This window comes from Erysipelothrix sp. P66, from assembly GCF_038682365.1.
Classification (GTDB): domain Bacteria; phylum Bacillota_I; class Bacilli_A; order Erysipelotrichales; family Erysipelotrichaceae; genus Erysipelothrix; species Erysipelothrix piscisicarius.
Genome location: NZ_CP152290.1, coordinates 150,107 through 167,108, shown reverse-complemented (window position 1 = coordinate 167,108; position 17,002 = coordinate 150,107). Strand labels below are relative to the sequence as shown.

At 38.3% G+C, this 17,002-nt stretch carries 12 protein-coding genes and 1 other annotated feature; of the genes, 4 read left to right on the top strand and 8 right to left on the bottom strand.

Going from position 1 to position 17,002, the window contains the following annotated elements; genetic code table 11:
• Nucleotides 1–100 precede the first annotated feature (100 nt).
• From rpoC to AAG186_RS00740, 6 genes are all read right to left on the bottom strand, one after another.
• Nucleotides 101–3,877, bottom strand: coding sequence for a DNA-directed RNA polymerase subunit beta' (gene rpoC, locus AAG186_RS00765; RefSeq protein ID WP_161637183.1), 3,777 nt, complete (start codon nt 3,875–3,877; stop codon nt 101–103).
• A 17-nt stretch (nt 3,878–3,894) separates the two neighbouring features.
• Complete coding sequence (locus AAG186_RS00760; RefSeq protein WP_200542486.1) at nt 3,895–8,013, bottom strand: DNA-directed RNA polymerase subunit beta; 4,119 nt, start codon at nt 8,011–8,013, stop codon at nt 3,895–3,897.
• A gap of 98 nt (nt 8,014–8,111) precedes the next feature.
• Nucleotides 8,112–8,696, bottom strand: coding sequence for a methyltransferase (locus tag AAG186_RS00755; protein ID WP_342621817.1), 585 nt, complete (start codon nt 8,694–8,696; stop codon nt 8,112–8,114).
• A 24-nt stretch (nt 8,697–8,720) separates the two neighbouring features.
• Complete coding sequence (rplL, locus tag AAG186_RS00750) at nt 8,721–9,092, bottom strand: 50S ribosomal protein L7/L12 (RefSeq protein ID WP_125163718.1); 372 nt, start codon at nt 9,090–9,092, stop codon at nt 8,721–8,723.
• 22 nt (nt 9,093–9,114) lie between these two features.
• Nucleotides 9,115–9,687, bottom strand: a complete 573-nt coding sequence (gene rplJ, locus AAG186_RS00745; RefSeq protein ID WP_161637188.1) for a 50S ribosomal protein L10 — start codon at nt 9,685–9,687, stop codon at nt 9,115–9,117.
• 34 nt (nt 9,688–9,721) lie between these two features.
• Nucleotides 9,722–9,835: a sequence feature (ribosomal protein L10 leader region), on the bottom strand.
• A 198-nt stretch (nt 9,836–10,033) separates the two neighbouring features.
• Nucleotides 10,034–10,429 carry a helix-turn-helix transcriptional regulator gene (locus AAG186_RS00740; RefSeq protein WP_200542488.1) on the bottom strand — a complete coding sequence of 132 codons (396 nt, stop codon included), beginning with the start codon at nt 10,427–10,429 and terminating at the stop codon, nt 10,034–10,036.
• Between the two features lie 159 nt (nt 10,430–10,588).
• Here AAG186_RS00740 and AAG186_RS00735 point away from each other — a divergent pair, with 159 nt between their 5' ends.
• Nucleotides 10,589–11,731, top strand: coding sequence for a TraB/GumN family protein (locus tag AAG186_RS00735; RefSeq protein WP_342621813.1), 1,143 nt, complete (start codon nt 10,589–10,591; stop codon nt 11,729–11,731).
• Nucleotides 11,732–11,763: 32 nt separating this feature from the next.
• Here AAG186_RS00735 and AAG186_RS00730 read toward each other — a convergent pair whose 3' ends face one another.
• Together AAG186_RS00730 and AAG186_RS00725 are read right to left on the bottom strand one after the other, a co-directional pair.
• A complete protein-coding gene (locus AAG186_RS00730) occupies nt 11,764–12,834 on the bottom strand; it encodes an NAD/NADP octopine/nopaline dehydrogenase family protein (RefSeq protein ID WP_342621811.1) in 1,071 nt (356 codons plus the stop codon).
• A 96-nt stretch (nt 12,835–12,930) separates the two neighbouring features.
• Nucleotides 12,931–14,130, bottom strand: a complete 1,200-nt coding sequence (locus tag AAG186_RS00725; RefSeq protein WP_161637195.1) for an MFS transporter — start codon at nt 14,128–14,130, stop codon at nt 12,931–12,933.
• A 184-nt stretch (nt 14,131–14,314) separates the two neighbouring features.
• On the opposite strand from AAG186_RS00725, the gene AAG186_RS00720 reads away from it, so the two are divergent.
• From AAG186_RS00720 to AAG186_RS00710, 3 genes are read left to right on the top strand one after another with little or no spacing between them, the layout of a single operon-like run.
• Nucleotides 14,315–16,240 carry a PRD domain-containing protein gene (locus tag AAG186_RS00720; protein ID WP_161637197.1) on the top strand — a complete coding sequence of 642 codons (1,926 nt, stop codon included), beginning with the start codon at nt 14,315–14,317 and terminating at the stop codon, nt 16,238–16,240.
• Between the two features lie 12 nt (nt 16,241–16,252).
• Nucleotides 16,253–16,537 (top strand): PTS sugar transporter subunit IIB, encoded by a 285-nt coding sequence (locus AAG186_RS00715; protein ID WP_342621808.1) that lies wholly within the window; start codon nt 16,253–16,255, stop codon nt 16,535–16,537.
• A gap of 11 nt (nt 16,538–16,548) precedes the next feature.
• The gene (locus AAG186_RS00710) at nt 16,549–17,001 is read left to right on the top strand and encodes a PTS sugar transporter subunit IIA (protein WP_202606003.1); all 453 of its coding nucleotides are present in this window, start codon (nt 16,549–16,551) and stop codon (nt 16,999–17,001) included.
• The last annotated feature ends 1 nt before the right edge of the window (nt 17,002 follow it).

Below are 17,002 nucleotides of genomic sequence, written 5' to 3'. Positions count from 1 at the left end.
AACCTTTATCAATAAATATGTACATATAAAAAAAGTCCTACACTCAAATCGATGAGTGTAGGCCCTTAATTTTAGAAATGCATTGATTTATAAACCTCAATTATCCACGAATAATTTCGCTAATAACGGAATCCTCTTCCTCAATTGTATTTCGTTCAATACGTTCTTGGCGTTTGAGTTCAGCCATTTCTTTAACCATTTCAGTTGATTCACGGTATAATTCAGAACCTGTTCCCGCTGGAATTTTCTTACCAATGATAACATTTTCTTTCAGACCCATGAGTGGATCAATCTTAGACTTGATAGCTGCATCCGTAAGAACTTTTGTAGTTTCTTGGAATGAAGCAGCTGATAAGAATGATTCCGTTTCAACAGAAGCTTTAGAAATACCGAGTAACACTGGACGATAACGTGCAGGGTTCTTACCTTCCATAAGGATATCTTCATTGATTTGAGTCATGTTATCAACATGCATTTGAACACCAGGAGAAATTCCTGTATCTTGTCCATCAATTACAATAACTTTACGCATCATTTGGTTAATCATAACTTCAATATGCTTATCAGAAATTTCGATACCACCACTTTGGTAGACTTTTTTAACTTCTTTTAAAATGTATTTTTGAACATCGAGACGTCCTGCATATTCCATAAGTTTCTTAGGATCTACAGAACCTTCTGTTAGTTTTTCACCGGCTGAAACCTCAGAACCAACTTTTAACCAACCACGAGCAGGTTGATGTGGTAATGTATGGTGCTCAACAGATGTTTTATCGTTTGCAACGGTGATGATATAACCGAAACCATCTTCGGCATTACGGATATCCGTAATACGTCCGGAAATTTCAGAAATCGCAGCACCCAGTTTTGGTGAACGCGCTTCAAAGAGTTCTTCAACACGTGGAAGACCTTGAGTGATATCTTCCCCACCAGCAACCGCAACCCCACCGGTATGGAACGTACGCATGGTTAGCTGTGTACCCGGTTCCCCGATTGATTGAGCGGCAACGATACCGACTGCTTCTCCAACCTCAACAATTTCACCTGTTGCCATGTTACGTCCGTAACATTTTTTACAGATACCATGTTTTGATTCACATGAGAATACAGAACGAATGCGAACTTGTTTGATTCCTGCATTCACAATACGTTTTGCAGCAAACTCATCGATATATTCGTCTTCTTCGATAATAACTTCTTTAGTTTTTGGATCAACAATTGTTTCTTTAATATAACGTCCAACAAGACGGTCATGGAGTGACTCAACAATTGTATTAGATTTACGATCTACAATTTCCTCTACAAGGAAACCGTTGTCGCTATAACAGTCATCTTCAACGATTGTGACATCTTGCGCAACGTCAACAAGACGACGTGTAAGATATCCTGATTCCGCTGTTTTAAGAGCAGTATCGGTTAGTCCCTTACGCACACCGTGAGTAGAAACGAAGAATTCACTAACATTTAGACCTTCACGGAATGACGAATAGATTGGAACTTCAATAATTGATGATTGATAGCCTGCTTTTGATTTTGATTGAGTAGGTTTACCCATTAAACCACGCATACCGGATAACTGAGTAAAGTTAGAAACGTTACCACGAGCACCCGATGTCGCCATCATATTGATAGGGTTTTTACGAGCAAGTTCGTCCATTAATTCCGCACCAACGCGTCCTTTAATACCATCCCATAGAGTCATCAGTTTACCTTCCCACTCTTGAGCTGTTAAACGACCACGTTTGTATTGTTTCATTAATTTCGCAGCTTGTTCTTTACCCTCATCAACATATTTTTCTTTGTTAGGGGCAACATTGATGTCACTTAACGCAACAGTCATACCCGCAACAGTTGAATAGCGGAAACCTAAGTCTTTAATGTTATCTAAGATTTCAGCTGTTTTATCGATTGAGTAACGATCAAAGATTTCTTTGATAATTTTCTCGAGATCTTTTTTCTTGAAGTCATTATTAAGTGGCATTGCACTAATAATTTCACGAACATCTTGTCCCATCGCAACAAAGAATTTATCCGGTGTCGCTTTAAAGTTATCCGGTGAAACCTCGTTTAAGTATGGGAAGTCACTTGGGAACATATCGTTAAAGATAAGTTTACCAAGCGTTGTAACAAGGTACATTTCGTTTTGTTTTGCACTTAACGTTGATTTCTTAAGTGATGATGCACGAACACAAATACGTGTATGTAAGTGAATCAACTCATGTTCATATGCAAGTTGTGCCTCATTGATGTCACGGAATGCTTTACCTTGGTTTTCACCAAAGCGACGCCATTTAGCACCTTCTTCCATATCGCCACGAGCTTCACATTGTAATGCTTTTTCTTCAAATTCTTCTGGAGATTCTTCCATGTTTAGATAGAAGTTTCCAAGAACCATATCTTGAGATGGTGTAACAATCGGTTTTCCATCTTTAGGACCAAGAATATTACGTGAACCAAGCATGAGCAATTCTGCTTCTGCTTGAGCCATTTCGGATAATGGAACGTGAACCGCCATTTGGTCACCATCAAAGTCCGCGTTAAACGCAGGCGTTACAAGAGGGTGAAGACGAATTGCACGACCTTCAATCATTTTCGGTTTAAAGGCTTGAATACCAAGACGGTGAAGTGTAGGGGCACGGTTTAAGAGCACAGGGTGATCTTGAATTACTTCTTCAACAATATCCCAAACACGTGGATCTTGACGTTCAATAAGTTTTTCAGCAGCTTTAGCATTATTACTAATTCCACGAACCTTCATCTCATTTACAACAAATGGTTTAAAGAGTTGAATTGCCATTTCTTTAGGAATACCACATTCATACATCTTAAGATCTGGTCCAACAGCGATAACTGAACGACCTGAGAAGTCTACACGTTTACCAAGTAAGTTGGCACGGAAACGACCTTGTTTCCCTTTAAGACTGTGTGAAAGTGATTTTAGAGGACGTCCACCAGCACCTGTAACAGGTTTTGAACGACGACCATTGTCAATCAATGCGTCAACAGCTTCTTGAAGCATACGTTTTTCGTTTTGAACGATAACTTGTGGTGTACCCATTTCAAGTAAACGTTTCAGACGGTTATTACGTGTGATTACACGACGGTATAAGTCGTTTGCATCTGAAGCAGCAAAACGGCCACCATCAAGTTGTAACATCGGACGTAAATCTGGTGGAATAACTGGAAGTTCAGTCAGTACCATCCATTCTGGCATGTTATCAGAATTAATAAATGCTTCAACCGTTTCAAGACGGCGAATTAACTTCTTACGCTTGTCACCTTTAGCATTTTCTAATAACTCAAGAATTTCATTACGTTCTTTTTCTAAATCCATATTTTCAAGCAAGGTTTTAATACCTTCTCCACCTGCTTGAGCTACGAAACCATTCGGTCCGTATTGATTGATGTATTCACGATATTCGCGGTCATCAATAATTTGTTTGTATTGTAATCCTGATTTCTTAGGATCCACAATAACCCATTTTACGAAGTACACAACTTCTTCCAAAATTTTAGGGGTAATGTTTAGTAATAAACTCATGCGTGATGGAATACCACGTAAATACCAAATATGTGCAACAGGTGCAGCTAACGTTATGTGCCCCATACGTTCACGACGCACAGCAGATTTCGTTACTTCAACGCCACAACGATCACAAATAACACCACGGTAACGTACTTTCTTGTACTTACCACAGTAACATTCCCAATCCTTTGTAGGACCAAAAATCTTTTCACAGAACAATCCATCACGTTCCGGTTTTTGTGAACGATAGTTAATTGTTTCTGGTTTTTTAACTTCTCCATGAGACCATTCTAGAATGCGCTCAGGGGACGCTAAAGCGAGTTGTATCGAGTCAAAATTATTAATACTCATGAGATTACCGCCTCCTTCTACGCTTGCTCATCAAGGTTTAGTGATTCAACCTCATTAGTTTCTTCGATTTCCACAACAATTTCTGGTTGCGGAACATCTTGTGATGGTGCTGAAGCAACTTCTTCATCACCATCTACAAGACTTTCTTTGATTTCTTCTTTGTTTTCGTCCAAGAATTTCACATCAAGTGCAAGTGCTTGGAGTTCATGTTTAAGTACTCGGAATGATTCTGGAATTCCAGGTTCTGGAATATCTTCACCATTTTGAATAGCGGCATAAGTCTTTGTACGTCCATTTACGTCATCGGACTTAATGGTAAGGATTTCTTGAAGTGTGTTTGCAGCTCCATAAGCATAGAGTGCCCAAACTTCCATCTCTCCAAATCTTTGTCCACCATTTTGTGCTTTACCACCAAGTGGTTGTTGGGTAACAAGTGAGTAAGGTCCTGTTGCACGAGCATGAAGTTTATCATCAATCATATGTGATAACTTAAGCATGTACATAACACCTACTGAAATACGTTCATCATAACGCTCACCAGTTTGTCCATCATAAAGTACCATCTTACCATCAGGTGAAACGTTACCTTCTTTCATGATATTAAACAGTTCATCTGTTTCAATACCATCGAAAACACTTGTAGCAAACTTAATATTTAAGTTCTTCGCTGCAATACCAAGATGTAATTCTAAGATTTGTCCAATGTTCATACGACTTGGAACCCCAAGAGGGTTAAGCATAATATCAACAGGTGTACCATCTTCCATGTATGGCATATCTTCTACAGGAAGAATCTTAGAGATAACCCCTTTATTACCGTGACGTCCAGCCATCTTGTCACCTTCATGGATTTTACGTTTTTGAACGATGTAAACCTTAACAGATTCACTTACTCCAGGTGGCAAGTCATGTCCTTCCGCGCGGCTAAAGATCTTGATATCTTGAACAATACCTGATCCACCGTGTGGAACTTTAAGTGAGTTGTCGCGTACTTCACGGGATTTTTCACCAAAGATTGCAAGTAATAATTTTTCTTCTGGAGAAATTTCGCTTTGTCCTTTAGGTGTTACTTTACCCACAAGGATATCGCCTTCTTTAACTTCAGCACCAATCATAACGATTCCGCGTGCATCAAGATGACGGCATGCAACTTCACTTACGTTTGGTATATCACGGGTAATTTCTTCAGGTCCAAGTTTTGTCTCACGAACTTCAAGTGTATATTCTTCAATATGAATTGATGTATAGACATCTTCTTTCACAAGACGTTCACTCATGATGATCGCATCTTCATAGTTATATCCGTTCCAAGTCATAAATGCGACTGTAACGTTTTGACCAAGAGCAAGCTCACCATTTTGCATGGATGGACCATCCGCAAGGATGTCACCATTTGAAACTTTTTCACCAAGAGCCACTAAAGGTTTTTGGTTAATACATGTTCCTTGGTTTGATCGTCTGAATTTCTGTAATAAATATGTACGTTCTTTTCCTGATACTCCGTTTACAATAACGCGGTTTGCATCAACATAAGAAACGATTCCGTCTTCATGACAGATTACCGCACTCCCTGAATCCTTTGCAATACGGTGTTCAATACCCGTACCAACAAATGGTGAGTTCGGTTTTAAAAGCGGAACAGCTTGACGTTGCATGTTGGCACCCATGAGGGCACGAGAAGCATCATCATTTTCCAAGAATGGAATCGCCGCAGTCGCAACAGAAACAATTTGTTTAGGACTCACGTCAATAAGTTCTACAGTGTCACGGTGGGCAAGAATATTTTCACCACGGTAACGAACAACAACTTCTTCGTTCACAAGTTTGTGATCTTGCACTTCGTTCGCTTGCGCAATAACATATTCAAACTCATCGTCTGCAGATAGATAAATAATATCTTCAGTAACGGTTCCATCTGGAGTAACGATTCGGTATGGTGTTTGAATAAAACCATACTTGTCAATTTTTCCATATGACGTTAAGTTCGAAATCAACCCGATATTTGGTCCTTCAGGTGTTTCGATTGGACAAATACGACCGTAGTGTGATGTATGAACATCTCGAACTTCGAAACCAGCACGGTCACGTGTAAGTCCACCCGGTCCTAAAGCTGAAATACGACGTTTGTTTGTAAGTTCAGCAAGTGGGTTTAATTGGTCCATAAATTGTGACAATTGGGATGAAGAGAAGAACTCTTTAACCATTGCGGTCAATGGACGAACGTTTGTAAGATTTTTGGGTGTTAGGTTCGATGAATCTGAAGAGATTGACATACGTTCCTTAACAACACGTTCCATACGGCTTAAACCGATTCGGAATTGATTTTGGATTAATTCTCCAACTGTACGAATACGACGGTTACCTAATTGGTCAATATCGTCTTCATTACCAACACCATCAATGAAGTTTAAGAAATATGAATATGTAGCATAAATATCTGATGCTACGATTGTTGTTTTTTCAAGTAATGGATCAATACCAACAATCTTCACAATTTCTTCATGATCATCTTCATGCGCAACAAACAATTCTTGCATTGCTGCTCCGACTAACCACATTGTTACGGGGCCATCTTCTAATGAATCAACAATTAGTTTTTCATTTGTTTTATTAATTTTAGGTACGTTGTAATTTGGTGTGAAACGATCTGCGATTAGATTTCCTTTTGCAGACATCATATCTGCTCCAGAAGCATCAAGAATACGTCCAACAGTATATAAACGTTGTGAGTAGTTTAACACTGCCCATACGTTATCTTTTGTTACCACAACTTCTTTACCCATGATACCTGTGTAAATTTGAATCGTTTCGCCTTTTAAGGTCTCAAGATCTTGTGCAGTAAGAACCGTTCCGCGTTCAAATTCAAAATCATCACCATCAACATCTTTCGATAAGATACGTCCAACTAAATGCACGGTTCCATCAACCGTGATATCACGTACATCGGGTGCAGAGAAGATATTCTTAAGTGGGAATACATTCATGTGTCCGCCTTCGCGTAATACATCACGTAATTTTAAGACATCATCACGACGTGTAATATGTGTTCCTTTTTCAAAAACAACATTACCGTTAATATCTTTGATATCACTTGTAAGAACGGTTCCATTTACACGATTGTAAACTTCAAGTTTTTTATGAATTTTATAACGACCTGCTTTATTAAGGTCATAACGGCGTGGATCTAAGAACTTCGCGTTCATCAAGTTGATAGCACCGTCAGTTGTAGGGATTTCATCAGCACGTTGGTTTTCATACATTACACGTAATGAATCTTCAAACGTAACAGTCTTATCTAATACTAATGAGTTCACAATCTCAGGATAGTTTCCAAAGAATGCTGTATAGAGTAACGCATATAAAGTTAAGAATTCACGTTTCTCACTATCAATTTCTTCCCATTCATCATAAACAGGTAAATTCATAGCATTTAAGAACGTTTTAAATGAATGTGTATCAAATGCATCTTCACCTTCTTGTAAATCAAGACTTAAACCAAAAGACTTGAACAAAATTGTGGATACAATCGTACGCTTACGGTCAACTTTCATGTTGATAACACGACCATTAGCCGCTTTACGATCATCACTCATAAATTCTAACCAAGTACCACGACTTGGAATTAATTCGGACATGAACGTGTCACGACCCGTTTTATCATCATTTTCAGACTTAAAATACGCTCCAGGAGAACGCACAATTTGCGAAACAATAACTCGTTCCGCTCCATTAATAATAAAGGTACCTGTTTCAGTCATTAAAGGAAGATCACCGAGGAACACCTCTTCTTCTTTTTCAATCACTTCACCAGTTTGTTTGTTAATTACTTCTAGACGCATTGTTGCTCGAAGTGGCGCAGCATAGTTTGCTTCGCGTGATCGACATTCGTCTACGTTATATTTAGGTTCACCAAATGAATAATCAATGAACTTTAGTTTTACATTTTCATTATAGCTTTGAATAGGATAGATTTCGTTAAAAACTTCAAAGAGTCCCTCGTTTTTAAACCATTCATACGCATCCGTTTGAATTTCTACCAAATTAGGCAATTCTAAGGTTCCACTAACTTGAGAATAATCACGACGGGTAGCCTTATTACCAAATTTCTTTACACTATATACTTGGTTTTTCTCCATTTATGCCATCCTTTCCTGTACTTTTTATAACAACCAAAAAAACGCGCATAAATCCACTATTATGCAATTATATATATTATCACTAATGTGGGTTACAGTCAACGCTTTGAGGCACAATAGATGTAATATCCCTTTTCTTTTTTTAATAACGTGCAATTACCAAATAATGCTTCACATTTTGCTTGCGCAGACTTCGCTCCATGTGACTTACGAATTACAAAGATAAACATCCCATCCTTGGTCAAAACATTGTAAGCATTATCAAATAAAGAATACATTTTTTCTTTTCCAACACGAATCGGCGGATTGCTAATTACAAAGTCATACACGCCATCCAACCCATCTTGAATTTTATTAATTCCATTCACATTATATTTTTCATAGTTTATATTGGCGAGTTCAACCGAACGCGGATTAATATCGACGCCCGTCATTTCAATATCACTAAAGAAATGCGAAAGAATCACACCCACAACCCCAATACCGCATCCTAGGTCTGCAACCTTTCCTTTTAAGGGATGATTGACACAGACTTTAAGCAGTGCTTCGGTACCGCGATCCAGGCCATCTTTCGAGAAAACCCCATCATCCGAGATAACTGAAAAACTAATGTCTAAAAACCGGAAAGGGATATCTCTCCGGTTTTTATTCAAATTAGAATTGTCTGTAAAGTAATGACTCACAGAAGATCCTTCTTAACGTGTTAATTATTTAACTTCTACAACTGCGCCAGCTTCAACAAGTTTAGCTTTGATTTCTTCTGCTTCTGCTGGTTTGATGTTTTCTTTAATTGCTGTTGGTGCGCCGTCAACTAATGCTTTAGCTTCCATCATACCTAAACCTGTGATGTCGCGTAATGCTTTGATAACTCCAACTTTTGAACCTGAGATTTCTTTCAAGATTACTGAAACTTCGCTTGGTCCTTCTTCTTCACCAGCATCTGATGCTGCTGCAACTGCAACTGGTGCTGCTGCTGAAACTCCGAATTCTTCTTCGATTGCTTTTACTAATTCATTTAATTCTAAGATTGTCATTTCCTTTAGGGAAGCGATTAGTTCTTCTGATGTTAATTTTGCCATCTTAATATTTCCTCCTATTTAATTAAGCTTCTGTAGCTTCTTCTTTTACTTCTTCTACAACAGGTGCTTCTTCAGCAACTGCTGCTTCTTCAACAACTTCTCCGCCCTCTGCACGTTGTTCAGCAACTTGTGATACAGCGTAAGCAAAGCTTCGAATTGGTGATTGGAACATTCCAGCCAACATAGCAATCATGCCATCGTGGTTTGGTAATGCTGAGAGTTCTTTGATTTCTTCTTGGTCTACTAAGTTACCGTCAACGATACCAGCTTTAAGGATTAACTTTTTGTTCTTCTTAGCGAAGTTAGCTAATACTCGAGCAGGTGCAACAGCATCTTCTCCAAACGCAACACCGTTAGGTCCTGTTAATTCGGATTTTAAACCTTCAAAGTCTGTGCCTTCGACAGCACGTTGGAACATTGAGTTTTTATAAACTTTAAATTCAACGTTTTCTGCACGAAGTTGACGACGTAGTTCAGTCATTTGATCTACGGTTAGTCCACGGTACTCAACAACAACTGTTGATCCGGCATTCTTTACTTTTTCTTGAATCTCTGCAACAACAGCTTTTTTATTTTCTAAAATTTCTGTACGCAAATGATTCACCTCCATTCGATCTCGGAAATCAAATTAAACCAAAAAAATAAACCCATCCAAAAGACAGGTTCAAAAGTTTTATACTTTCACCTCGGTAACATTATTAAGGTTGCCCCGTTACTGTCTTTGGTTAATTGATAACATAGATATTCTACCAACTTTATTCAGAAAGTCAAGATTTTTATTATTCCAGTGTTAAATATTTCCAACAAATAGCCCCTGCTATCCTTCATGACTGTTTAGATTCATGATTGAATAATTATTTAAAGGCATGCATGTACAAAGCGCCCCATCTTTTTGATGTAAAACAAGCGGACACATGACGTATCCGCTTATCACATTTTAACTATAACTCTGACTTCAATTCTGACTTCATTAAAAGGGCTTTCTTCCGTAAAAAAAGAACCAGTTCATTGATAAGTTTTATTTTGTTTTCTTCATCCAACTCTCGAATATTTAAACCGACTTCATGATGCGTCCCACATAAATTTAGCACATGATAAAACGCTAAATGTAAGCTCCATTCATCAAAATCTTGCATGTGTTTCGGTTTTTGACAGAGAAGACACTCCACAGAAATATTCAGTTCCTCGCAAATCTTTACAAGATTTGAAATATCTGGATTCGAAACCCCCACTTCCCACTTTGCGACTGCTTGTTGAGAATAATTTACACGTTTCGCCAGCTCACGCTGCGTTAATTTTCGTTTTAAACGTATTTTCTTTAGATTAGAGTCTAACATCGTGCTCACCCCTCAAATTGATTATAATCGACAAGTTTTGAAAAAAATATATCATTCATTGACTATATTCTTAAGTAATCTTAATGTTTCGCGGTCAATTCAAATCAAGTACTATGGATGACATTTAGAATTTGATATGATGATGGTACGAGGTATCTTATGAAAACAGTAGAATTTAAAGATAAAACATTGCATTTTGTATCCACCGCTCATGTATCCAAGCAATCCGTCCTTGATGTACAAGAAGCAATTGCTTCCGTTCAGCCACAGGCTGTTTGTATCGAATTGGATGATAACCGGGCTCGTAACCTTATGGAATCTGATAAATATAAAGAAGTTGATATTAAGCAGATTATTAAAACCAAACGAGTTGGTGCTTTTATTGCCACCTTGGTCCTTTCTTCCTATCAGAAAAAACTCGCAGATGACCTTAATACATCTGTAGGTCAAGAAATGAAGCAAGCAATTGAAAGCGCTAAAACGTTTAACGCTTCGATTCATTATATTGATCGTGATGTCCAAGTAACCTTTAAACGCATTTGGGGAAATCTCACTTTCTTTAAAAAAATATCCTTGCTTTCCACGCTCATTTTAAGTGTCTTCGAAGATGATTCGGTTTCAGAAGTTGATGTTGAGAATTTAAAAGAGAGTGATTTATTGTTTGAGTCTGTTCGTGAAATGGATGAAAAACTTCCAGCAATTTCTAAAAGTCTTCTCCATGAGCGAAATGCTTTTATGGCCGAAAAAATTAAAGCATTACCTGAAAAAGAAATTGTGATTGTTGTAGGGGCTGCTCATACTGAAGGTATCATTGAGGTACTGGATCAAGACCATTCGCTTTATGAACTAAATCAAATCCCCGCAAAGAAAAAATTGAATTTATCAGGTTGGATCGTACCGGGAATAATTATTTTATTACTGGTTGCGCTCACGCTTAAAAATCCACACATGGCTCTTAACGATCTTTTGGTGTGGTTTGCATTAAGCGGTGGCCTTGCAACCCTTGGTGCAATCATTTGCCTAGCACACCCGCTTACAATTCTCACAACAGCCCTTACCGCATGGATTGGGACACTCTCACCCGTTTTAGGCGTCGGTATGTTTGCAGGTCTCATGGAAGCATATCAACGTCCACCAACATTCGAAGATTTTGATGCCTTATCCACGCATGCAACCCAACCGAAAATGTGGTTTAAGAACAAAGTTTTACGTATTTTACTAATTTTTGTAATTACATCACTCTTTAGTTCAATCGGCACATTTATTGCCGGTGGAAATATTATTGGTTCACTATTCAAATAAAAAGAGTTCAGTACTTTCGTACTGAACTCTTTTTATTCTATGAAACGTTTGATTTCTTGAATACTCATGTTTTGAATCCCTAAATCTGCCATGCTTGGCCCCATTGTCCAACAATCTTTCCCTAATATGGATGAACCCAATGTCACAAGACTGTTCATTATCGAAGTTTCCACATGAATGTGCTGTGCTAATTTGGCCCACGTTGCGAGTCCAAAGGGAATATCTTCCGAATAATATCTTCCCTTCACATCAGCTGGACCTTTAATGGAAGCAAAACTCGGATTCTCTGAAATTACTTGATGAAGATCATCCGATGCATCCGGACCACCTACCCCTTTATTTACCGTTTCAAAATTGTATTCGAAAGCTTCAAGAAGACGGATTCGTTCTTGATCCAGCCCTTCAGTAGTACGCACAACACAAGAAGTAAATCCTTCAGTGTAAAAATAAAAATCCCCACGGGCCTTTTCAATCCGTCCTGCATTAAGGATACATCCTGGAACATGGATAATAGGATTTAAGCTGTTTAATCCACAAGCAACAATGCTTTCCACAGGTTGAATGCCATCATAAAGTTCCGATAATATCTGACAGACGCGCATTGTTTCTTTTGCTGGTAAGACACCAACTTTAAGTGGATCGAAGCGACTCATAATCATCACATGACCTGGCTCAATGATTCGTGTAGCATAAGGAAGTGTATGTGATTCCGCAAATACAATATTGGCATGATTGCCTACATCATTCATTGCCTTCTTAAATATCAGACTCCCAAATGTCCCTGGAACAATAAAAACGATCTGCCCTTCTTGCAAGCATGGTGCAAGGCGGTATGCATAATCTTTGTGGGCAAAGGCTGGCACGGCAACAAGAATAATCTCTGCGTCCGCAACGCCCTTTTGTAAGTCTGTTGTTACGGATGTTAGGGTTGCGGTGCCTTCCACGACACCGGTCACATGAATTTGGAGTGAATCAAAGACCGTTTGCATATTATGTTTAAACCGCGCATCTTCGATTAAAGTAACCGAGTACCCTTTGAGTGTTAAATCAGCGGCGGCTGCGTGAGCACCATTCCCACCACCAATGATCGCAATTTTTTTCATATTCAATCCTCCTTTAATTTCTACATTATAAATCGAGGCGGGTTCCATGTTTCCATAATGTAATAAGAGACATCGTTTGTGTAACGATGTCTCTTATTATTTCGCGATGCTTTTTTCGGGTTTGAGTAAAACGATAAATGACAGAATAAAGATAAAGCCAGCAAAGAGAAAGGTTGATGACGGCGAAATCGTATAAACCAGACTCGTAAGTAATGCCCCGAAAATTTTTCCGAGCATTAATAATGAATTATAGAGGCCTGCCAGTTGGTTCCCTTCCTCAACACTGCGTTTGTTTGAGATTACTGAATTTTGAAGAATAGGAATCATCACTGTGTACATACCAAACCACGCTAACGCAAAACCAACAAAGGGTTTTGATGTCTGGCTAAAACTTACAATCATAGCGAGCGTTCCCATCGCAATAAACACGGTTTTTAAAAGACCCAACTCAACCGCTTGTTTTTTACGATTGCGACGTCGAATTAAAATAACATTCAACACAACCGCAAACAATCCGGTAATGGCTTTAATAATTCCATTTTGGCTGGGTACAAAGTTGAAAATATCTTTTATATAATAATTAAAACTTTGGTCAAACAAAGTTGTTCCAACGGATGATGTGAACGTTACAATCAATAAAATCAAAACCACATCTTTCATTAAATGACGCGATGACTGAAGGACCTTTAATGGATTGGAGTTGCGAATCATGGACCATTCCATCTTTTCTTCGATTTTCTCATATCGTCCTAAAATAAAATAAAATAAAACACCTAGTACAATTTGAAATACCGCTTGAATCACAAACGTGAGTCGCACAGAAAAATCACCAAGATACCCACCAATAAAGAATCCAAGTGCTGCCCCTACACTGACTATAATCGATGAGATTGTTATGTAATGAGATTGGCGTTCTTCTGGTGCTTCATTCACTACATAACTCATAAGACCTACTTGGAATCCTCCAGCGAAAATACCACTTAAAAGTCTCGCAAAATAAATACTATAGCGATTTAACGCATACCCAAAAAGCAATTGAGCAATCGCATAACCAATCGAGGATATCATTAAAATACGTGTCTTTTTCATCCCATTTGCGACATTCGACCACACAAGAGCAAAAATAAAATTTGTAAGACACATCGCCGCAAACGACAAGCCAAAAACATGCGGTGGTAAATCCATCGATTTTAAAAGAGTCGGTGTTACAGGATGCCCCAAATTCATTCCAATGGTTAAGAGTAAATTTAACACCACAAATATACTCATCTTATACTTTTCAATCAATAACTTCACAACGTTCCTCCACTTAATGTTCTTTGGTCATTATAGCATATGCCTTCCCAAATTCTTATCAACTCGCTTTTTACCCTGTCGCTTCCCAACAGACTTCTCACCCTAAGCATGTCCGTTGACAAAGGACAAACACGAACTGCACACTATATAGAATAAAGTAAACTATGTGTGAGAGCTGATGTTGATGGAATTAACACAAAGACAAAGTAGTATTCTGTTGTTGATAATCAATGCACATGATGCAATTACAAGTGATGATATTGCAACTGAACTGAATATATCGAGCAAAACGGTTCAACGGGAAGTTCAGGCAATCGATCACATCCTTAAAAAAAGCAACATGGCCATCACCTCGTTACGCGGTAAAGGTTATCTGATCGATGACTCATACAAAAACGAAATGTGGAAAACCTATTTCTATAATGATGAGTTCGATAATAACGTATTACCGAATGTAAGACAATCTCGGGTTGAATGGATTATTCGTAAAATTGCGAACGGAACTTTGAACAGTACTTATTTTACATTAGAAGCACTTGCTGATAATTTATTTATAAGTTTATCAACACTCAAAAGAGATCTTGTTAGTGTAAGACGGATTCTAAGGGAATATCATATTTTCCTGGAAAATGACTATAAGCGAGGGTTGGTCCTAACCGGTGATGAAAACAGCATTCGTCGCCTCATCAATGATTACCTTGTCATGGAAAAATCTACCATTGACATGAATCGTATTATCGGACAAAATACCCCTCGCATGGATATCATTGAGCGCATTATTGTGACATGCATTCAAGAGTATCAACTCCATCTCACAGATATTGGATTTAAAAATCTTTCGATTCACATTGAAATTGCTTTGACACGTATTGAACAAGGTAAGCTGGGTTTAAGCAATACAACCACATCAATTCAAACGGATTCAAAAGCTTATTTATGTGCCGAAGCGTTAGCGGTGATGCTGGAAGAGGCATTAGCCATTAAAATTCCGAAGAGTGAAATCATTAATATTTATATCCATTTAAGTTCTCAAAAAAAACTCCATACAGATGTTGATAATGTCAATTCAGAGTCCCATCGCAATTTACAGATCCTCAATGAAGCCCTCGATGACATTTATCGGATTTATGGTAGTGATTTCCGTAACGATGAGATTCTAAAACAAGGCTTGATGACTCACCTCGAAAGTGCGCTCAAACGCATTGAACTTGGACTTTCAATCCGTAACGAATTATTGGATGATATCGAGAAGAATTATCCTTTTGAAATTCAAATTGCGAAAGTTCTTGCCTTTCATTTTTTAAAAACAAACGCAGTAGCCTTTAACTTAGATGAAATTGGGTTCCTCGCCCTTCATTTCTGTGGTGCTCGCGAACGCGCCCGGCACGACGAAAAAAGTGAAACAACACGCGCAATTGTTGTATGCACGACAGGAGTCGGGACTGCAATGCTTCTGAAAGCGAAATTAGAGTCTCAATTTAAAGAGGCACTTGAAATTAAAAAAGTAAGTGCTCTTTATCAACTTGATAAACACGATATGGATGATGTGGATTTGCTTATTTCTACGGTCCACATCGATCGTAATTTAGGGGTTCCTACAGTTGTTGTTTCCGCAATTGTTACCGACCAGGATATCGCACATATTAAGCGATATATCAAAGGCGAACCCACAAACACTCATTCTGTCGCAGATTTATTCGACGAGAAACTTTTTTTAGTTAATCCTGATGCGCAATCACCTCAAGAACTTCTTGAAATGATGAGCCAAAAAGCCCTCACCCTTGGCTATATCGATAAAGCGTGTCAAGAATCGATTCTAGAACGCGAAGCGCTTGGTTCTACTGAGGTCGGTAACCTCGTTTGTATCCCTCACAATATCGAAGGTTCTGTATACCGACCCTCCATTGTGGCATGTGTTCTCGATAAACCCATCCCGTGGAAATATGATCACGTTCAACTTATTCTCATGATTCTCATTGATCAAGACCATCGCACCCAATATTCCGACTTATTCGCAGAACTCTATACGGAAATCGACCATCAATACAAAGTGTCAAACATTATTAAAAATAAGAATATTTCTTATTTGAAATCACTCTTTACTGAGTAGGAAAGGTATTTTATGAAAACTATTATTGTAGCATGCGGCTCTGGTATCGCAACAAGTACTGTTGCCACATCAAAACTTAAAGCAGGACTCGAAGCAAAAGGGCTTCTTGACCACGTTAAATTTATTCAAACTTCACTTGCTGAATTGCCATCCATTGCATCGGATCAAGATGTAATCGTAACTACAGCTCAAGGTGGAGAAGGTTATGGAATTCCTGTTGTATCAGGGCTATCCCTTTTAACGAGAATGGGTGCTCAAGCAACCATTGATAACGTTATTGAAATTCTCGGCTTATAGAAAACGTGGTGATGACAGTGTTTAATGAAGATTTAGTATTTTTAGATTTAGACGTATCATCGCAAGATGAATTATTTGATGTGATGAATCAACATCTTCTCGATCTTGGATACGTTAATGAAGCTTATTTAGGTGCACTAAAGGAACGCGAAGCTACCTATCCAACAGGACTTGCAGCCCCTGTATGCAGCGTTGCAATCCCTCATGTCGATTCAACATACATTCATAAACCAGGGATTGCCTTTGTACGTGTATCTGAAGCAATCGCATATAAAGAAATGGTTACGGATAATGATCTCAATGTAAAACTGTTCTTTTTCTTACTTGTGAAAAACAAAGAAGAACAAGTGCAAATTTTAAGTAAACTTATGGGGACATTTTCCGATGACGATTTCTTAAATCAATTATTACAAGGAAAAACGAATCAGGAAATCTTAGATATTTTAACTAAAGGAGTAGCATAGT